Below are 20,144 nucleotides of genomic sequence, written 5' to 3' on the forward strand. Positions count from 1 at the left end.
ATCAAAAAAAGCCAGCCTGATAACTCAGACTGGCTTTGTATTTTACTGTAATCCGTGATTATTTCACTTCTTCGAATTCTGCATCAGTTACGTTTTCACCTGCATCGTGATGACCGTTTCCTTGCTGAGCACCGCCGTCTTGCGGTTGTGCACCACCTTCTGCTTGAGTCGCTTTGTAGATCTCTTCGCTTGCAGCTGTCCATGCAGCGTTCAGTTCATTCACTGCTGTATCGATCTGAGCAATATCCTGAGTTTTGTGCGCTTCTTTCAACTTGGTTAAAGCTGATTCGATAGGCGCTTTTTTATCTGCAGGCACTTTGTCGCCATATTCTTTTAGTTGTTTTTCTGTCTGGAATATTAAGCTATCTGCCTGGTTGATCTTTTCAACTTTTTCTTTTGCTTCTTTATCGGTTGCTTCATTGGCTTTCGCTTCGGCTTTCATTTTTTCAATTTCTTCCTTGCTTAAACCACTACCTGCTTCGATACGGATCTTTTGTTCTTTACCAGTTCCTTTATCTTTTGCAGTAACGTGTAAGATACCGTTAGCATCGATATCAAATATTACTTCGATTTGAGGAACGCCTCTTGGAGCCGGAGGAATACCATCAAGGTTGAAGATACCTAAGCTCTTATTTTGATTTGCCATTGGACGCTCACCTTGCAATACATGTATCTGTACGCCTGGTTGATTGTCGCTGGCTGTAGAGAATGTTTCAGATTTCTTAGTTGGGATCGTTGTGTTGGACCCGATCATTGTTGTCATTACACCGCCCATAGTTTCAATACCAAGGCTCAATGGAGTAACGTCAAGCAACAATACATCTTTCACTTCTCCGGTCAAAACAGCACCTTGAATTGCAGCACCGATAGCTACCACTTCATCAGGGTTAACACCTTTATGTGGTTTTTTACCGAAGAATTTTTCCACCATTTCCTGTACTTTAGGAATACGTGTAGAACCACCCACCAGAATCACTTCGTCGATTTGAGATGCAGACAAGCCAGCATCTTTCAACGCAGATTCACAAGGTTTCAAACAACGTTCAAACAGTCTGTCTGCCAGTTGTTCAAATTTGGCACGAGTCAGTTTTTTTACAAGGTGTTTAGGCACTCCGTCAACTGCTGTGATATATGGAAGGTTGATTTCTGTTTCGCTTGAAGAAGACAATTCGATCTTTGCTTTTTCAGCAGCTTCTTTCAAACGTTGCAAAGCCATAGGGTCTTTGCGCAGATCAACAGCTTCGTCAGCTTTAAACTCATCAGCTAACCAGTCCATGATGATTTTATCGAAGTCATCACCACCTAAGTGAGTATCACCATTGGTAGATTTTACTTCAAATACACCATCACCCAGCTCTAATACAGAGATATCGAATGTACCGCCACCAAGATCAAATACAGCGATCTTTTGATCAGCGTGTTTTTTATCCAAACCATACGCCAACGCAGCGGCTGTAGGTTCGTTTACAATACGGCGTACGTTTAAACCAGCAATTTCACCTGCTTCTTTTGTAGCCTGGCGCTGAGCGTCGTTAAAGTAAGCCGGAACGGTAATAACCGCTTCGTTTACTTCCTGTCCCAGATAATCTTCAGCGGTTTTCTTCATTTTCTGAAGAACCATTGCAGAAATTTCCTGCGGAGTATATAGGCGTCCGTCAATGTCAATACGAACGGTATTATTGTCACCTTTTGCTACTTTATATGCCCAGTGGCTTATTTCCTCGGTCACTTCGTCGTGACGACGACCCATAAACCTTTTCACTGAACTGATAGTATTTTGTGGGTTAGTGATGGCCTGACGTTTTGCAGGATCACCCACTTTTCTTTCACCATTTTTCAAAAATGCCACTACGGAAGGCGTTGTGCGACGTCCTTCATCATTGGCAATCACCACCGGTTCGTTGCCTTCCATTACAGCTACGCAACTATTCGTGGTTCCCAGGTCAATACCTATAATTTTTCCCATATAATTGATTCCTTTTAGGTTTGTGTTTTAATATATCGCATAGTAATTGGCAATCCTTATGCCAATGGCAGCGTATGTGAAAAATTGACAGTTTGGGAATGAGGGAGTTGTCAGAGTGGGAATAAAGGAACGGAGAAGCTTCTTAAATTGTCAGCTTAATACCCGTCCAATGCAATCAGTCAACATACATTTCCTTTATAATACCCTTTATCAGCGCTATGTCCCCGAGAGAAAGCGTAGAATATATTTTTTTGATGCGCCTTTTATCTATTGCCCTTATTTGATCGAGAACAACACTTCCAGGCTGGTAATTAATGATAACCTTCGCCCTAAATGGCACTTCTTTAATGGTAGAAGTCAATGGTGCCACCACAACAGTATTTAGATTGTTATTTAAATCATCTGGCGAAATTATAACACAAGGTCTGGTTTTGTTTATTTCACTACCCATTGTTGGGTCTAAGTCTACTAGTACTACTTGATATTGCTTTGCCATTCATCGAAATTTTCGTCTTCAAAAACGTCAGGTATAAGCAATTGGTCGTCTCCGCTTTCATGTAATTCTTTTGCAAATTTCCCCCAACCAGCACGAGGCGTTTTTTGTGGCACTAGCACAATGCGCTCATCTTCCAGAATTATTTCCAGCGAATCGGTAATGTTATATTTTTCAAGTACCTTTTTGGGTAACCTGATTCCTCTACTATTTCCAATTGAAACTACAGCTACTTGCATAACTCACAAAATTAAGTAATTACAAAGTAATTACATTTCATCAAAACATCCAAATGAATTTGAAGCCGGGTTGCTGCATCACAAAACTAAGGAATTGCTATTATAATTAATTGACTTTCTTTCAGTTACTCAGTTATTCACCTCCTAAAACGGATACCCGATCGCGATATTCAGTACCAAATTGTCTTTTCGCCACTGCGAATTGCCCAGATCAACCTGATCCAGCACCCATTTGTGCCCTTCGGGATACCATGGCTTGCGAAGCGGAATACCCAGGTCAAGCCGCAACACGAGAATAGACACGTCGAACCGCAAACCGAATCCGGTATTCACAGCAATATCATCTAAAAAATGCTTGGTGAACTTTCCGCCGGGTTGGGCAGGATTTTCATTGTAGAGCCAAATATTTCCCGCATCAACAAACACCGCGCCGTACACGATACTGAAGAGTTTGGCCCGCAGTTCAGTATTAAGTTCCAGTCTTATATCACCACTTTGATCTGGGTAGAAACCGGTCAGTGTATCAGGATAAATATATGATCCCGGACCGATGGAGCGGCTTCTGAATCCTCGCAAGCTGTTATTACCGCCAGCGAAAAATTGTTTTACATAAGGCAATGAATAGGAGTTCTTATAAGGGAACCCTACCCCGGCAAATATGCGGTTGGCCCAAATCGTGGTCTTTCCAATTTTATGATATACCCTGAAATCCGCATCAAAACGAGCGTACTGTGAAAACGGTGCGTTGAAGATTTTTGCAGTGTCGCCATTTTTTACATCATTCTTTGTAAACAGTCCAACAATATTTCCTGAAAGATCAACTCCGCCCCTGAAATAAAGTCCGTCCTTCCGCCTTGACGTCAGCAAAGTATTATAAGTGTAAGAATAAGTAGAACCGAGAATAAACTGCTTTTCTATTGCTTTTTGAAGGGTTACATTTCTGCTAGCACTGTCACGATATTGATCAGTTACGTTTATGGGCTGTACATAGTTTACACTGATTGGATAGAGCTGGTGCTCCTTTGCCAGTGTTTCTTTCCAAACATAACCGTAAGCCACACGGAACGAATTCAGAGTGTATTGTTTTTGTTTATTTAACCAGTCATAGCCCAGTGTAATATTTGTTTTTGGCACATAGCCACCACTGGTGTTCAGCTTGAATACCGGCACAATAAATTGCGGGAAGGACAATGTTCCTTCTATGCCATACCGGAACGTATTGTATCCGTTAAACTGTCCGCCGTATTGAATTTCAAAGCCACCATATGTTTTTATCGTCAACAGTTCACCTCCTTTAAAAGTGTTCCTGTTTTTCCATGCAATGGTAATTTGAGAACCTGTGAGATCGTTTGATTTTGTAGTTCCTGCTATTTCTGTATTGACAGATTTCTTTGGATATGGAGTCAGATAGTAGTAAGTGTTCAACTTTGGCGAATCAACATTTGGAACATCTTCAAATCGATTCTTTACAAATTTGAACAGGCCAAGACTTGTTAATCGCTGCAGTGTTTGGTTATGAGCTCTTCTATTATAAACACTATCGGTTTTGAAAAGCATTGCTCTCTCAAACATCTGCGGCTTGTACAAATGCTTTCTGTCTACCACATAGTAACCTTTGTAGTAAAATGCATTCTTCGTGGAAGTATCGGCGGCATTTACATTATTCAATCTATAACCAGGATAGATGAAAATATCGTTGATACGGTAAATATCTTTTGCTGCGGGAGGCGTTCCACTCTTCACCCTCACGTACATGTTCACCTGATTTTTGCCGATAGTACTATCGACGTCAACGATGATAAAGTCCTGGTTAAAATAATAAAAGCCTCTGTTCTTCAAACGCGAATCAATGCGCTCCCTTTCTGCCTTTATTATATCCAGATCGTAAGGGTCTCCCTTTTGTAGCAAAGTCCTTCGCGTAGTGCGGGCGATTGCTTTTTTTAAATCGCTGCTATCAAGATCAAATTTGACTTCGTTGATCGTGTATTGTACACTGGGAACCACTGTATAAATAGCTTCCCCTTTTTTCCTTTTTATAACAGTGTCGCCTTTTACAGCTGCCTGGAAAAAACCTTTGTTCTGTAGGTGATTTGCCAGTATTTGTTCATTGATGCCTGGATTCACACTGCTCATCAACACTGGCGGTTCGCCAAACTTAAACTTTAACCAGCCAAACAACCCTTTGGTGCTCGTGCGATTTTTTCCGGCAATGTTATAGGCGTATAATTTTACACGCAGTCCTAATATTTTTTTGTTGGGCTTAGGTCTTGTAAGATCTTCAACCTGCTCCTTAATTGCCTTTTTCTTTTTCTTCGAGTAAACAGAATCCACCACCTTTATCTTCGAGCCTGTATACAAAGCTTCACCTTCCGGCAAATACTTTGTATTGCTGCATGATGAGATGATGAAAACACCAAATAGAATAATGTATAATGAGAAAAACTTCATGTTCTTTTTTTTATCTCAGCTTACTGAGAAAGTTAGCCACAGAAAAACAGAGGAACAGAAAATAGCCATCGCTTCTATAGATCCGAACTTTCTCTGTTCTTCTGTTTTTCTATGTCAGCCTCTAAGATGCAAAGCATCCTAACTACTCGTTTTCTTTTTCTTCCTTGTCGACTTTTCCAAATCATCCTGCCTTTGTTTTTTCTTTTTAAAAATATTTTTGAAATTATTGTAATCAATTGTGATGATAAAACCAACACCCGTCTCAACTACATAACCCTCAAGCACGCCCTGGTAATCACTTCGCTGGTACACACGTACCATGTACCTGCCGTCTTTACTTAGTTTGTATGCAGCTGAAATATTGCTAAGCATCGACGCAGCATTTTGCGTTGCTGCCTGTGGACCTTCCAGCTGGAAGTTGCTGCCAACAGAAACTACTAACCGGTCATTCAACAAACGCTTTGACACGTTCACATTCAAATCTGTCTTCTGTTGCTCGGTTCCGGTAGAATAATCCGCTTCCGACTGCACATCGAAATTGATGTCAACAAAATTTATAAGATCAGAGGCAAATTGATTCAACTGATCCGTAATCAACTTACTCACACTTTGTCTTGCAAAACCTTCAGCAGTCACGCCGCCGGCACTGGACTCAAAGGGATTATCCTGTACAAACCTGTTGAGCAACAGCAATGCAAAAACCTGTTTATTTATTTCCGAAGGATCCTGTCTCAAAATAAACAGCTTGTTGTTAACTGTTGTTATCACATCTCTGCCAACCCCATAGTTGTCGTTTTCCGGCAATTGAATATCAAAAGTGATCAATGGCTTCATCAACTCTCCTTTCATGTTCAATAAGACCTTAAAGGGAAGCTTTTGTCTGTATACAGCTTGCTGCCTGGAATCCATGTCCGATATCTGCTGCTGAACAAGATCAATAGGCGCAGCGCGGGATACATATAAGGCGGTAATGTCCACATCCGCGCTGGTGGGTTCACCAGTCCATGTGAGACGGCTGCCTTTCTGTATATCAAACTTGCGGTGAATCATATTGAATGTTAGCTCATACGAGCCTGCATCCAATTCGTAAGAACCCGAAAGCGTAATCTTTCCGCTTTTGTCAATACCTCCGTTGAGTGTGGCTTCGCCTTTAAGACTCAGGAAGTCGCCGTTGCCTTCGTCAATGATCAGGCTTAGCTCAGCATCTTTCTTTATCTGGATATTTACGTTAACATCAAAATCACGCAGGGATGACATGTTCAGCGTATCCATTTTTTGCATAAATAAAGAATCGCTCTCGGGAGCATCCATATCTATGAAATTCACAACACCATCTCTTTTCTCAACGCCCGGCTCGTTTTGCGGAAGCACAACTGTCAGCTTTGTCTTGTCGTCGATAGTAAGTGTTCCATCAACCTTAGGCGAACTCTCCGTACCTTTTACATTCAGGTTTGTAGTAAGATAAACCTGCCCGTAATAAAGCTTGTTGTCTTTCCTGGTGGTGTTCAACGCACGGAAGTTGCGCGAACGGATTGTCATATCAAAATTGTAGTTGCGCAGATTTGAAGTAAGCGCATCGCCATCCATGACAAATTTGTTGCTTGCAGAATCCTGTATAGTAAACGTGTCTAAATGAATTCCTTCTTTGTCAACCATTACGGTGTCTTGCGGAATCATGAAATAGTTATTCAACATGGATAAGTTGAACGCAGCTTTATCAAAAACCAGGTCACCGTCAATAGCAGGCTGGCTGGCGGTTCCGGACACATCGAACTTCCCAGACAACGTCCCGGAGGATTTGCTGATCGCTCCCATTGTCGCACCTTCTATAGTGTTGAGTTGCAATTTGTTCATCAACAAGTTAAAATGAAAGTCATTGTTGTTGACGGGCGTCAAATAATATTGCCCTTTTAACGTAACGTCATTTCCCTTTCCAGTTATCGCAACATCTGCATCAAGAGCATCATCAGTTGTGTTGTTTACTTTAATGGCGATGTTACCAATGGTATCCTTGCGCATCTGGAAATCTGTAATGGTAAGATCGCTGGCAAATTTCATTTTTCCCGTAAGGTCATCCACTTTCAAATTTCCATTTAACACACCGTCTGCAAACAAAGAATCGGCCTGTACAAAGCCCGTTAAGGTGGCAATGCGGAAGTTGTTGAAATCAATCAGCAGCGGCGCATTTTTCTCCTCTGATTCGCTTTTGATACTCAGCTTTTGGTTACCGTTGCTTAGTTCGAAATCTTTTACATTAATGCCGGTTTTGCCATAAGAAATACGATTACTGTCAGTCGTGTTCCATTTGGCGTAATTCAGCACCAGCGAATCTTTTCTCAAAGAAAAAACATAATCATCTTTTTGTGGTTGCTGAAAGTCGAGATCGAAGAAATATTTTTGTTTTCCAACTTTATCCTTTATACCAATCCTTGCATTGATCTTATTGTCCTCCAATTTACTGTTGATCGTGATACCATGCATGGAAACGCTTTTACCGATCATTACTTTTTGCACCCCAATCGTTACCAATGCGGCACTGTCAATATTCCCAGCTTTTAATACAAAGTTTTGAATTGTATCCGTTGAGTAAATAATCGACGGCGCTTCCATATGCACTCTCCATTCAGGTTCGGAGAAATGGCTAAGAAGAGTTATGTCGCTCAGGTCCTTAAGATTCGGCTCGAAGGCCTGTAATGTTTTATTGTTTCTTATCGTGCCTGTTAAAGTAAAATCATAGGGTCGCAGTTTTTTCATCGCCGTGTCATGCATGATGGCAAAATACGGTTGAATGGCCTGCTGAAAAACAGTTGCTACTTCGGATAAATAATATTGTCCACGCAAATGCAGATCTGCAATATCACTGCGCAATGTTATAAACTGGCCGCTGTCTGTTTTTCCGGAAGCCAAAATAATGCTGTCCATTTGCACACGCCTGCCGTTCAGGACGAGCAATGATTTTGCAATGGAAGCCTCGCCTTCCAAACTATCAATGTTTACTCTTGGAAAATCGCCAGTAATCTCGCCTCTGTAAATAATTGAATCTGTTGTAAAATGCAACTGCGCTGTTTTCACACTGTCAACCATAATATGAAATTTTGCAGATGGATCTTTGGCCGCAAAATTTCCTTCACCTTCTAAACTGATGTCAATATTTTGGTCATGAATAGAGGCATCAGCCTTTAGCAACTGCTCTGCAATCGCTGCGTTGAAGTTGAAGTTTCTGTACTCATACTTTTTTATTACACCACTTTTCAAAGTTCCTTTCACTACAGCGTTTGCAGTTTTCGGATTGTAGCCTTTTCCTTTCGCACTCGCTGTGAGCGTGAATTTGCCGAGCATTTCTTTATTCTGCAAAATAGTGCCGAGATCAAGCGATCTTGTTTCTAGCGCTACATCATACACTGTTTTATTTTTGTCAGTGAAATTTTTTCCGCTCCCTTTCACTTTTGCTGTACCAAGATTGGTAGTTAGCAACAGATCAGCGTTTGCTGCGGTCATGCCGCCGGAAAATTTTCCCTGCAATGCGATCTTGTCAGGCAGTGTGATATTCTTAGGCAAAGTATTCGGTGGCAAAAAAAGATCAAGATCTTTTTTACCGGTTGCTATTTTATTGATGGTAAGATTTGCTTCGATTTTTTTTACATCAGGCAAACCTTTTAATGTGCCGCTTACGTCAACAGATGTTTCATTTAAACCACTCACCTGCAATTTGGGAATGATGAGGCTTGACAATTTTCCTCTTACTATTCCGTTTAGGAACCATGTTTTTGAAGGATCAGCAAATGCAGGCTGCTTACGCAAATCCGGCACAAAAGTGAGAATATCTTTTACCTGCACACGGCTGTTTTGGAGGTTTAGCTCGAGTTGCAAATTTTTCAAGTCTTTTGCCAGCGCATCGATTGATGAATAGTATATAGTAGCTTCTCTTCGAAGTTCCGTTCCCGGCGTTTTAAGGTACAGACCTTTGAGATGAGATTCTTTGGAACCATATAAAAATTCTGTTTGCAATTGCTGCAACACAAAACCACTTTGTTCTTTCACACTTCCTTTCGTAACGGTGCCGGCAATTTTATCATCGTTGTACACAAAGTCATCCACATGAAGCGTGAGTGAGTCTGCTTTTATGTGGCCGTAGTCCATGCCATATTTTTGATGAGGACTATTATCGTTGTCAAACTTAATATTGTTTTGATCCAGTGAAATGTTCGCCACGCTTACATTCCAGCCTGCTTCCTTTTGGGCAACTACCTCCTGTTTTGCCTCTTTCGCTACCACTTTTGCCTCTTCTTTCTTTCCTAACCGTATATCTGCAGTTGTCTGCTGAAGCGTCACTTCTTTTAACTGGATGATCTTTTTTTGCAAATCAATTTTCTCTACACCTACTCCGAGTTTTGTAAGATTAAGATTTGTATAAAATGCTGACACATCATTTCTGAAATCAACATTTATTTTCGTGAGATCTATATTTTTTAAAGCAATAGAAATAGCGGAAGGTTTCTGTGCATCCTGAATGTCTTTTTCCGAAGGCTCAGATTTCACCAACGGTTTGTTTTGATAAATTTTTCCGGATAAACCATCAAGATTGATGCGGGGAATGTCGAAGGCTTTTTTATCCAGATCAAATTTGTCAATCTTCGTATCGAAGTGGTTTAACCAAAGCTCCACATCATTGCCGGTTACCGCATCTTTATACACGACGCGAATTTTATTGAGAGCAATTTTGTTTAAGGAAATATTGATTGAAGATGACGTTGTATCTTTTGGCTTCGCTGGATCTTTACTGGCGAACGCATTTATAATAAACTGGAAATTGAAAGTCGTATCGGGCAGTGTGCGTTTTACTTTTGCGGTAATGTTGTCCAGTTCGATATTGTTTACCTCAACGTCGCTTTTGAGTAATTTAAACAACGCTATGTCTACACTTATTTTCCCTCCGTACAGTAAAGTATCTTTTGAGCGATCTTCAAGATAAATATTTTCCAGCACCACGCTTTTGGGCAATCCTATAAAAATACGGCCAACTGTAACCTTTGTTTTTAATTTTTGCTGCAGATATGTCTCTGCTTTCCCTTTAATGAATTGCTGAACAGGAGGTGTGAGGATAAGTACTACAATGAGAATAAAAAAGAGTATAAGCCCTACGACTATTTTTAAAATAATACGGATCGTTTTTTTAATAAAAGCAGCATTAAAATTGAGTTTCTTCAAAACCATATTATTATAAAAAATAGTTCTTTATTGTTGAAACAAAGCAATTAACAGACCGCCTAAACACAAAGCTTTTCGCAAATGGTTGCATAAGCTCAGGAAAAACCTGTGCATTTATTTCTACAATTATTTACTCAAAAGGTTTCTGCCGTTGTTACAAGATTTTTTACCCGTGAGTAAAATTTGTTTGTAGAAAATAATGCTCAGTAACGCCACATTTCAAGGGCAGCTTTTGGGCATAGAATTTTAGCTTAAAAAGGCATGAAGTCAAACGTCATTAAAATTAACGACTACCTGCCTCCAAAAGGTAATACGGTACTGAAAGTAATTATGTATCCTGGGAAGCGAGCCACAGTGAGACCAATGAAGGAGCAGTCAAAAATGCTTGAGGTATTAAAATTGAAACACCCGAATTTGCCGGAGTGTAATAACCTGGCATATAAAGATGTTGTTCTATTTTAAATACTCATTGCCATTATACCTTGATCTTCCTAAAACTTATCTCTGGCTTACTTCAAATTACTTTTCGAAAACCATTTTTCCATTAACCTATTCTTGAAAAATTGCCGGTCGTTTGATCGGCTTTTTTTATTGTATAACTCGCTAACTGGCGAATTAATAATTAACAATTAATAATTAATAGAGGGCCATTCATTGCACATAATGACATCGTAAATATCGACCAATGGAATGCTGCCTTCTGTCCATATGCTACACCTCATTAATTCTTAATTCTTAATTATCTGCAAAGCATCCTGATCACATTACTTAAATGGGGATATTGGAGGAGCAAACTCTCCTTTCGGGCTAATTCAAAATCGGCGAAATCGAAGCCTGGGGCCACTGTACAGCCAACTAACGAATAAGAACTTTCTTTTGCAGGCATTGCACCAAACCAGCTGCCTGCTTTTACAACACATTGAAATCGTTCACCGGCTTCGAAGTTAGCGCCCAGCTCATGTTCGATCAACTCACCGGTCGTTGTAATCTCAAACACAATAAGAGGATCGCCGTAATAAAAATGCCAGATCTCATCTGATGCAATTTTATGCAACGCTGAAAACTGGCCCTGTTGTAACAAAAAATATATACTCGTTCCTGCGTTGCGATTTCCTTTAAAATCTTCTGACAACACGGTTTGAGGAATACCATCTCCGATCTGTAAACTTCTTTGAAAGCACCACCTTCAATATGTTCCTGCAGGTGCAGTTTTTCTATCCAATATGCGGCGGACCTGAGCTGGTTGTTACTCATTATTTTTCAATTCGCACTTTGTTGAGAAAAAAGCGTGTCAGTGAATCTTTAATATGGGTCGTATCACTGTACACAGAAGGAATTAAAAAATATAGCTTGAAGCTGGAAGAATCCGGTGCAACGTCCATTTGTACTTTGTTTCCATTTTCCCTCAACTGCGTAAATCTTTTTAATGCCCTGTATTTGTTGGCAGTCACTTCAAGCACATATTTTAAAGGCATTTTGCCTGTTGAATCCAGCTGTTGTGAACCATTTTGCAAAGCTGCTAAACTATCAGCTTTTCTTTTCATTGCTGCACTGTCTCTTGCGATCAGGTTGCTGTCAGGCATGTAAGCATTGCCGCTTTGCCTGTTTGGCAGATCGGTCACCACTGCATTTGCAACCGTATCTGACACTTCGGTTTCTGTAGCTTTTTTGTGAGCGTTGCTTTGATACAAATAATAGGCGCCGCCACCAACAATAACAAGTGTTATCAAAGCCGCAACACCTATCAAAAGCTGGCGGGCATTGTTGCCGGAAGATTCACGCCTGGAGAACGTTTCTTCGTGTCTTCTTGGCTCAGTGGATTCTCTGATCACTGTAATATCCTCCAATTTGGCGGAGACATAACTGCCTGGAGTGAAGTTCAATCTGCCATCCTTCCCTTTTATCAAAGTGCCGATGCCATCAACGTATAGCGGATTACCAATATTGAGTAATTGGGAACTTAAAGAAATATAAGACTCAATATCTGATACGGCCAACGGACGTATTTTGCCCGTATGACTGCGGATAAATTCAATCAGTTCTTCTTCTATTTTAGGGGCCGATTTTGAATCGTATGTGATGCCAGTAACCGCACTGCGTTGTTTTTCAGTATCATCAGGGATAGCGGCCGCCGGATCAAGAGTGAATGTGCCGATGCCCGGCAAAACCAGCTTTTTGTGCTGGTACAAGTATTGGGAAAATAATATGTCTAGTTTCAAAGTATTGGCTTTTGTGTACAATTTAAAGTAAAAATACGTTAAGAGATTGATTTATAACAGATCAATAAAAAGAAAATCCTTGATTTTGCTGCATCTGGGGCAAAGTCAAAAGGAAAAAGTAAAAATTCAAAAGTAAAAACGACCGCTTAACCGGACAGTGGGTTCAATGCAAACTTAGCTCGACTGTATAATGAGCTTTTGACTTTTTCCTTTTTCCTTTTGACTTAACACCAGGTATCTTTGCAAAAAAATCCGATGACTGATCACGAGCTGCGATTCATAGAATACTGGGAGAAAAACAGGGATAAAGAAAGGAAGATAACAAAGCAATGGTACATAGGTTTACCAATCGGACTTGCATTTGCCGTTCCCATCGCCATCAACTTTTCGTCGGGCTGGTACAAAAGAGCACAAATGACCGCCATGGCAGAATTTAACCCGATGGTACTCGTGATCGCACTTCTCATCATCATTACATTCATCGCTATTTTTTACAAGCGTCATCAGTGGGATATGAACGAGCAGAGGTATAAGGAGTTTATTGCGAAAAGAACTTTAGAAGAGAAGCGAAAAATTGAAAATTGAAAAGGAGAATGCAAAATGTGGCAATTTGAAAATTTGAAAATGAGCGGCTGCGTCAGCGTGAGGATTACGCATCACGTCGATGCCAATAAGGATTTTTAAAATATTGAATTTTACACATTATGCAATTTAGCTACCGCATAAGGAATATTGCACAGAAATCATTTTCAAATTTTCAAATTGCCACATCCTGCACTTCAACTTTCAATTTTCAATTAACTACGCGCAGCTTTCCTCCCCTCTCATTTGTCATATTGTTGTATCTTCCTATTCCAATACTTACTATAAATGAAGAGAATTGTTCTGTGTTTGTCGATCCTGGCCCTTTTAACGATAGTTGCTACCGGCTGTTCGAAAAAAAGCAAATCCTGTGATCCCGTTCCTGTTGCAAAAGAGGAACCGGACATTTTAAAATATATTTCTGAAAATGGCATTACTGCGAGTCGCGATAATTCAGGCATTTATTACCAGATCATTACTCCCGGCACCGGAATTTCTCCCAGCAATACTTCAAAAGTAACTATCAATTATATCGGCAAATTACTTAGCAATGTTGTTTGCGACAGTGCGTCAAATAAGGAATGGCCCGTGACCAGCCTTGTTACAGGCTTTCAGATTGGCTTACCGCTTATTAAGAAAGGTGGCAAAATAAAACTTATTCTTCCATCTTCTTATGGCTATGGCTGCACTCCCATTTTAGATGCAAGCAACAACGTGAGGGTACCTGCAAACTCAATCCTGGTTTTCGACATAGAATTATTAAACGTTCAATAGATTTTCTATTTTAATTGATTTCGCTCCGCAATGCGGGGCTTTTTTGTGATCAAAATACCGGTGTTTGCCTGTTTTATTGTAATGTATGTATATTTGAAAAATGTGTATTCATCACACTTTCTTATTTTGCAAAAAAATTAAACATTGAGAGAGGCAATATCCGTATTTGACATATTTAAAATTGGCGTGGGGCCTTCCAGTTCGCATACTTTAGGACCATGGAAGGCTGCATTGCAATTCCTTCAATCACTGAAAAACCAGGGCAAACTGGATACGGTAAAATCGTTGAAAGTATTGCTATACGGCTCGCTTGCCAAGACCGGCAAGGGCCACGGAACCGATGTTGCAGTATTGCTTGGACTTTGCGGAGAGGATCCTGTAACGATTGACGTAAATGAGATCAACAACAAAATACTCGCGATAAAAAATGATTGCAGCTTAACACTCGATGGTTCGCATAAAATCGATTTTATCGTTGCTGATGATCTTACATTTCTTTTTAACGAGTCGCTTCCCTATCACCCAAACGCTTTAAGTTTTCTCGCAACGTTTGAGGATGGCAATAACATTTGCGAAACCTACTACTCTATCGGTGGGGGTTTTGTAGTGAAGGAAAATGAATCGATCGCTTCAAAAGACATCGTTCAATTGCCTTTCCCTATCGACAAAAGCGAAGACTTGTCGCACTGGTGCATGAAGACCGGGCTTGCTATTCATGAAGTAGTAATGGAGAATGAAAACGCATGGCGCAGTGAAGCTGAAACACGCAAAGGCATTTTGCAAATATGGAAAGCCATGCGCGAATCCATTTATCGTGGCTGTCACCAACAGGGCATATTGCCCGGTGGTTTATTGGTAAGAAGAAGAGCCGCTGATCTGAATAAAAAACTGATTGCCGGCCGCCCTTACAACGATTACGAAAGTTGGGTAGAAGCGATCCGCGCCGGTGGAAATGATTTCAAGTATATACTTGATTGGGTAAGTTGTTTTGCGCTCGCGGTGAATGAAGAGAACGCATCGTTTGGTCGTGTGGTAACAGCGCCTACAAACGGCGCAGCGGGCGTTATTCCTGCCGTTTTGCAATATTTTATTATTACAGATAATGCTTTGAATGACGATAAGATCATTCAGTTTATGTTAACCGCTTCTGAAGTGGGAAGCATCTTTAAGAAGGGTGCTACTATTTCTGCAGCAATGGGCGGATGCCAGGCGGAGATCGGTGTTTCATCTGCAATGGCTGCTGCTGCGCTTACAGAAAGCCGCGGTGGCACACAACGACAAGCATTGATGGCCGCAGAGATCGCCATGGAGCATCACCTCGGACTAACCTGTGATCCTATCGGTGGTCTTGTGCAAGTGCCATGCATTGAAAGAAATACAATGGGCGCCATCAAAGCGATCACAGCATCATCACTGGCATTGCAAAGCGCCCCGGACTTCGCAAAAGTATCTCTCGACACTGTTGTAAAAACCATGTGGGAAACCGCTCTCGACATGGACAGCAAATACAAAGAAACTGCTGACGGCGGCCTGGCGGTACATATACCGTTGAGCTTGAGTGAATGCTAAAATACATAATGTGGGAATTTGAAAATTTGAAAATTTGAAAATGAACGCGTGCGTCAGCGTAAGGAATGTATGCCTCATCAATTGTCCAAAAGCATTTTGAAAAGAATTGAACTTTACAGATAGTGCAATTCAGCAACCACACAAGAAATGCCGCACAAAAAGCATTTTCAAATTTTCATATTTTCAAATTTCCACATTATGCTTTCTCCGTGCTTTCCGCCGTTTTCCTGTCAAACAATTTTATCAATGCAGGTACCAATGACACAAGACCTGAAATGATCGCTGCAATTTTTGTAGAGACTTCCTGGCGTGTGATAATGAGATATGCAAAGACCATCAGCAGTGTTACGAAGAAAATATTTTGAATCAATTTCCATGTGCCGCCACGGTTTACAATTCTTCGCAATCTTTCAATCTCTGCCGTGTCTGATTTACTGATAAGATAATTTCTGAAACTATAGGTCATCAATATCAACCCTCCATTTTCTCTGTCCTGGCGAAGCAATCCTTTTTTAAACAAACCATACAGTGTGTCAGGATTTTTGTAGTTAGTAAAGCCATCCAGTGCAAAGTCAAAAAGAATGAACTTTTCTTTTTCCGATAATTCTTTCCAGATATCATCATATGTTGACGTAAGAATGGACTGCATCCTTAGGACATTTGCATAGTTGCTTTTCTCCATTTCCTCCGACTCGTAGCCATAAATATGACTGTGTGAGATGGTGAATTTTTCATGCCTCAATAACTTGTCGCCATTTGCGCCCGGATCATCCAAATCATCATCTCCGGCTGCATCAACTTTTCGTTTACGATGCGAACGCTCCACTTCTTCCAGCAATCCCATATCATGTTCAGCAACCGTCTTAAGATTTACATGTCTGTCGATCCAGTTCTTATCAGTATGATCGCTGATGTCAATTCCGGGGAACTCATTCAAAAACACACGTCTAGCTAATGCTTTGATCACTCGAAAATGAACAATGAGGGAAGTTACAAGTACTGACAGCAATATCCATCCAAGGAAACTTTTATAGAGATCTGTTATCAGACTAAAATCGAGACCCAGCAAGCTTGTTTCAATCAACAAAGCTCTATTGTCGTTGCTGTTGATATCTTTTTTGTAATAGAAGTTGACGGTATTCTTACTCACTTTATCTGACCAGCCATAATAAGGAGTGTTATTAAAAAAATCGGAGTGATCGCTTGGCAGAAAAAGAAACTGCGTGACCACTTTATAAAAACTATCTACACTGTTTGGCCGCTTTGGAAATGATGGCACGACAGTATCCAGCACGTTACTAAACGCCGAATAAATGCCATAGCCCATTTTGTATTTTACATTGTTTATAAACGTTGAATCTTCCGGTTGGTGATATTTTGAAATTTTAGTTAGACTGAATGCTGAATCAATAAAAGAACTACGCTGTACGATTCGTTCTGCCAAATATATCTGCCGCGATTTTACCTGCAAATATTTTTCATGCTCCAATGCATATTTGAAAAAGATAAAAGTGGGAAGTACACTTATCAAAATGATAGAAAGAAAAATCGCCCATACATAATGCTGCAAATAATCTCTCTCCATAAATCTGAAATGCGGCATGCTGCCTATCTTGAAAACGGCCCCCAATACAATGATGGAAAATATCCATGGTATGGTTAGCCACCACAAACTTTCCGTATAGAAAACAATTATAAGCGAAATCAAAAACAAAATCAACGCAAAAAATAACAGTATCTTTCTATGTGGATATAAAAGTTTGCGATAGCTTATTTGCTCAGCACGCCTGTTCGTCGGCACTCCTTTTTTCATAATATAATAACCGGTAACAGCAAGGAAGCAAGAGAGAACTGCCATATCAAGTATTAACCAATGGGCATTGCAAAACTCGAAAATAACGATCGATACGATTATTATCAATGCAATAAGCATTACAAAAAACACTACCAGTTTTTTATAGTATAACTCTTTTCTTATTGCAGGCTTCATCCAGTCAGATTCGCCTGGCGAAAATAACAACGGCGATACTTTTCTTCCCACCAGATAATACAAATACAAAAAGAACAACAACGAAATCAGCACGACACTTATACATACAAATGAAAATGCTGATATGTGATAAACAAAATAGTTTTGCTCACGCTTGTTATAAAAGCCGGCAAGATAAAATGGCAATCCCTTTATAGGCGTGATCAACATTTTAACATCGTTGTCATACATGTTTACCGATGAAACAAGTACGCTATCGTTGTGTTGCACCGCATTTAGCACTTCAGGGTTGTTGTCGCACTCGTCAAACAGGTTTTCATGCAAAGCTCTGGCCGACTGGGAATGAAACAATACATCTCCATCTTTATCAATAATGGCGAAGCTGTACGGCCGCGGCAACACAGGATTGTAAGTGGAATAAATAATACTGCCAAGCGTTACAAGGATAGCACGTTTTTTCTCATTGCCCACATCAAACTCTTTATGGCTTGGTATTGCAACGCTAACAGAATAATCGCCGCTTGACCACGATAACGTTGGCTGAATAAAAATGGAGTCTTTCTTCATCACGAACCCTTTTCCAAACCTGATGGCTTTGAAGTAGTCGCGCCCTGACACATTGAGGAAACTAATCGCGTTGTTTTTGAGAAAACTCCACTTGCCAATTTGGGTACCGCTTTTTTCCACCCAGCTCACATTGTCAAACAACTTATAGGTGCGTGGATAAAAGAACGCGTCAGACGGTGGTTTTATGGCGGTATCCATTAGCCCAAAATTATTTCCGTCGATATTTTGATCGTACTCTTTCAGCTGAGCAACCATACTGTCGAGTTCACGCGAAAAATTTCTCTTTATCTGCGCATGCAGATCAAGCATTATTTTATTGGAGATGTTATCACTGATGCTGTACGATTTTATGATCAGCAATGCCATTACAAAGAAAACAGGTGCAACGGTAAGTGATACCATTAGCATGCGAACATCAGTAATAACAATATTTTCCTGCTTGCCGAGCAAAAAAAGTTTTAGCGTGGGGAGATTAATCATTATAGACAACAACAGCACTATGATTACCAAATACGCCCACGACGAAGAAGAGGTTACGCCTATCTTATATCCCTGATCTTCTATAAAGCCCGTTAAATAAAAGTGTTGATTATTGAAAGCAAATGGCATTAAAAAAACTTTATACTTCGCTCCTTCCACTTCCATATCGTGAATGGTAGCAAACCGAAAAGCATCCTTCTTCATTAATGAATCAATGTAGATGCTATTGTCGATGGCAAGTCCGGGAGACTTATAGATCAACCTTTCCGAACGACGTTTTCCCGGAACGGCGGCGGTGTCCCTTACTTTGTTGATCAGCAAAATGTAATCAAAAGTTTGCTGATGCATTGCCTGTATTGGTTGTATGATCTCATCTATCGATTTTACCAGTACGTCTTGAGCATTGCCCCGACCGGTATCTGCCGCGTCTTTTGCATAGCGAAAGATCACTGAATCCGTGATAAAGTCTATAGTGCAGGTATCTTTCTTTATTGAGTTGGAGAGTCCATTCACGGTGATAAGGCTACGGATTCGGTTTCCTGCAGACTCCGGATCATGCATATACAGGCTCCACTTTGTTGTGTCGAGCTTAAACTTTTTTGTTTCATCGTGGTTCTTTTGAAAATAGTCCGCATAGCCTTTTACCCGCTGTATAAAATCATCAGCTTCTTCGTGCATAATGCGAAAGGCTTTCCTGTTAAACTCACTTTGCTGGCGGGGAATAAACACGAGATAGTTCAATGCAATAAAGGCGCTCAACAATGCAATGATTGAAAGCAGGATATACGTATTGCGAAGCAAAGGACCTTTTGAGTTATCCTTAGGCATAAATAATGTGGTTAGTAAAAAAGATGTAAGGATTGAAAAACCGCTATTGTCTTCTGCTGTAAGGGATGGATCATGTAGCCTGAGAAGCAGTAAAAACTTTACTTTTCAAAAATTAACACTCGGAAACGTAATATGCAAGCGGGTTTCAGGAAAGTTATTCATCAATGTGCATTCTTTTTAACGCCACGCAAACAAACAGACCGCTTCATTTGTTCGTATCTCTTCACTAATTTTTACTACAATGAAACTGCAACAATTGATCGCTCAGCATATCCTTGACGTTCATAATGGCACTAACTGGACTGAGGTTAACATTGCAGATGTGTTAAAAGATGTGTCGTTTAAAATGGCTGTTACGCAAACAAAAGCTTCGAAAAACACCATAGCTTCTTTATTGTATCATGTGACTTTCTACAACGATGTAATGTTAAAAAGACTCGAGGGGCATCCTCCTGTAATTAACGATGCTAATGGTTTTGACATGCCTCCACTACATGATGAAGCAGCCTGGCAGGAGCTTAAACAAAAAAATATAACTTCTGCAAATGCGCTTGCTGAAGCCATACAAACTATTCCTGATGAGAAATTATTTGAACCTATTTTGCCCGGTTATTCTCAAACCTACAAATCGTTACACGGTATTGCAGAACATGCACACTATCATCTGGGGCAAATAGTGCTGTTGAAAAATCTGATCCAGGGAAAATAGAACGCAGTTTTTCATGATTGTCATGATTTGTTATGATTTTAAAATTTGAAATAGAACGCCTGATGTCTTTTT

The 20,144-nt window shown here is 40.3% G+C and carries 13 protein-coding genes and 1 pseudogene; 5 read left to right on the forward strand and 9 right to left on the reverse strand.

Features of this window, described 5'->3' with window-relative positions; all coding sequences use genetic code 11:
* Window positions 1-58 precede the first annotated feature (58 nt).
* The 5 genes from dnaK to QJ048_RS17865 form a co-directional block, all read right to left on the reverse strand.
* A complete protein-coding gene (gene dnaK, locus QJ048_RS17845; RefSeq protein ID WP_282335766.1) occupies window positions 59-1,966 on the reverse strand; it encodes a molecular chaperone DnaK in 1,908 nt (635 codons plus the stop codon).
* Between the two features lie 175 nt (window positions 1,967-2,141).
* The gene (locus QJ048_RS17850; RefSeq protein WP_282335767.1) at window positions 2,142-2,462 is read right to left on the reverse strand and encodes a type II toxin-antitoxin system PemK/MazF family toxin; all 321 of its coding nucleotides are present in this window, start codon (window positions 2,460-2,462) and stop codon (window positions 2,142-2,144) included.
* Window positions 2,441-2,698: an AbrB/MazE/SpoVT family DNA-binding domain-containing protein gene (locus QJ048_RS17855; RefSeq protein ID WP_282335768.1), complete on the reverse strand. Its 258-nt coding sequence runs from the start codon at window positions 2,696-2,698 to the stop codon at window positions 2,441-2,443. The genes QJ048_RS17850 and QJ048_RS17855 overlap by 22 nt, the downstream gene beginning before the upstream one ends.
* 144 nt (window positions 2,699-2,842) lie before the next feature.
* Window positions 2,843-5,146 (reverse strand): translocation and assembly module lipoprotein TamL, encoded by a 2,304-nt coding sequence (gene tamL / locus QJ048_RS17860; protein ID WP_282335769.1) that lies wholly within the window; start codon window positions 5,144-5,146, stop codon window positions 2,843-2,845.
* Between the two features lie 138 nt (window positions 5,147-5,284).
* Window positions 5,285-10,354: a translocation/assembly module TamB domain-containing protein gene (locus tag QJ048_RS17865; protein ID WP_282335770.1), complete on the reverse strand. Its 5,070-nt coding sequence runs from the start codon at window positions 10,352-10,354 to the stop codon at window positions 5,285-5,287.
* 261 nt (window positions 10,355-10,615) lie between these two features.
* Here QJ048_RS17865 and QJ048_RS17870 point away from each other — a divergent pair, with 261 nt between their 5' ends.
* Window positions 10,616-10,816 carry a hypothetical protein gene (locus QJ048_RS17870; protein ID WP_282335771.1) on the forward strand — a complete coding sequence of 67 codons (201 nt, stop codon included), beginning with the start codon at window positions 10,616-10,618 and terminating at the stop codon, window positions 10,814-10,816.
* Between the two features lie 277 nt (window positions 10,817-11,093).
* On the opposite strand, the gene QJ048_RS17875 is transcribed toward QJ048_RS17870, so the two are convergent.
* The 3 genes and pseudogenes from QJ048_RS17875 to QJ048_RS17880 form a co-directional block, all read right to left on the reverse strand.
* Complete coding sequence (locus QJ048_RS17875; protein WP_282335772.1) at window positions 11,094-11,489, reverse strand: cupin domain-containing protein; 396 nt, start codon at window positions 11,487-11,489, stop codon at window positions 11,094-11,096.
* Window positions 11,490-11,530: 41 nt separating this feature from the next.
* Window positions 11,531-11,608, reverse strand: a pseudogene (locus QJ048_RS23480) (hypothetical protein); the annotation flags it as partial.
* A complete protein-coding gene (locus QJ048_RS17880; protein WP_282335773.1) occupies window positions 11,608-12,573 on the reverse strand; it encodes a hypothetical protein in 966 nt (321 codons plus the stop codon). The pseudogene QJ048_RS23480 and the gene QJ048_RS17880, both read right to left, overlap by 1 nt.
* 255 nt (window positions 12,574-12,828) lie before the next feature.
* Between QJ048_RS17880 and QJ048_RS17885 the strand changes: the two genes are divergently transcribed.
* The 3 genes from QJ048_RS17885 (at window position 12,829) to QJ048_RS17895 (ending at window position 15,498) form a co-directional block, all read left to right on the forward strand.
* On the forward strand, window positions 12,829-13,158 hold the full coding sequence (locus QJ048_RS17885) for a hypothetical protein (RefSeq protein ID WP_282335774.1): 330 nt from the start codon (window positions 12,829-12,831) through the stop codon (window positions 13,156-13,158).
* 285 nt (window positions 13,159-13,443) lie between these two features.
* Window positions 13,444-13,929: an FKBP-type peptidyl-prolyl cis-trans isomerase gene (locus QJ048_RS17890; protein ID WP_282335775.1), complete on the forward strand. Its 486-nt coding sequence runs from the start codon at window positions 13,444-13,446 to the stop codon at window positions 13,927-13,929.
* Between the two features lie 144 nt (window positions 13,930-14,073).
* A complete protein-coding gene (locus QJ048_RS17895) occupies window positions 14,074-15,498 on the forward strand; it encodes an L-serine ammonia-lyase (RefSeq protein ID WP_282335776.1) in 1,425 nt (474 codons plus the stop codon).
* 196 nt (window positions 15,499-15,694) lie between these two features.
* Here QJ048_RS17895 and QJ048_RS17900 read toward each other — a convergent pair whose 3' ends face one another.
* Window positions 15,695-19,363: a cache domain-containing protein gene (locus tag QJ048_RS17900; RefSeq protein WP_282335777.1), complete on the reverse strand. Its 3,669-nt coding sequence runs from the start codon at window positions 19,361-19,363 to the stop codon at window positions 15,695-15,697.
* A 241-nt stretch (window positions 19,364-19,604) separates the two neighbouring features.
* Between QJ048_RS17900 and QJ048_RS17905 the strand changes: the two genes are divergently transcribed.
* The gene (locus tag QJ048_RS17905) at window positions 19,605-20,072 is read left to right on the forward strand and encodes a DinB family protein (RefSeq protein WP_282335778.1); all 468 of its coding nucleotides are present in this window, start codon (window positions 19,605-19,607) and stop codon (window positions 20,070-20,072) included.
* Window positions 20,073-20,144: the final 72 nt, after the last annotated feature.

The sequence above is a fragment of the Pinibacter soli genome, assembly GCF_029961145.1.
In the GTDB taxonomy this organism is placed as follows: Bacteria; Bacteroidota; Bacteroidia; order Chitinophagales; family Chitinophagaceae; genus Pinibacter; species Pinibacter soli.

Coding starts and splice junctions, on each gene's coding strand:
- QJ048_RS17890 (WP_282335775.1), top strand. CDS start 13,444: ATGAAGAGAATTGTTCTGTGTTTGTCGATCCTGGCCCTTTTAACGATA.
- QJ048_RS17850 (WP_282335767.1), bottom strand. CDS start 2,462: ATGGCAAAGCAATATCAAGTAGTACTAGTAGACTTAGACCCAACAATG.
- QJ048_RS17870 (WP_282335771.1), top strand. CDS start 10,616: ATGAAGTCAAACGTCATTAAAATTAACGACTACCTGCCTCCAAAAGGT.
- QJ048_RS17855 (WP_282335768.1), bottom strand. CDS start 2,698: ATGCAAGTAGCTGTAGTTTCAATTGGAAATAGTAGAGGAATCAGGTTA.
- QJ048_RS17905 (WP_282335778.1), top strand. CDS start 19,605: ATGAAACTGCAACAATTGATCGCTCAGCATATCCTTGACGTTCATAAT.
- QJ048_RS17900 (WP_282335777.1), bottom strand. CDS start 19,363: ATGCCTAAGGATAACTCAAAAGGTCCTTTGCTTCGCAATACGTATATC.
- tamL (WP_282335769.1), bottom strand. CDS start 5,146: ATGAAGTTTTTCTCATTATACATTATTCTATTTGGTGTTTTCATCATC.
- dnaK (WP_282335766.1), bottom strand. CDS start 1,966: ATGGGAAAAATTATAGGTATTGACCTGGGAACCACGAATAGTTGCGTA.
- QJ048_RS17885 (WP_282335774.1), top strand. CDS start 12,829: ATGACTGATCACGAGCTGCGATTCATAGAATACTGGGAGAAAAACAGG.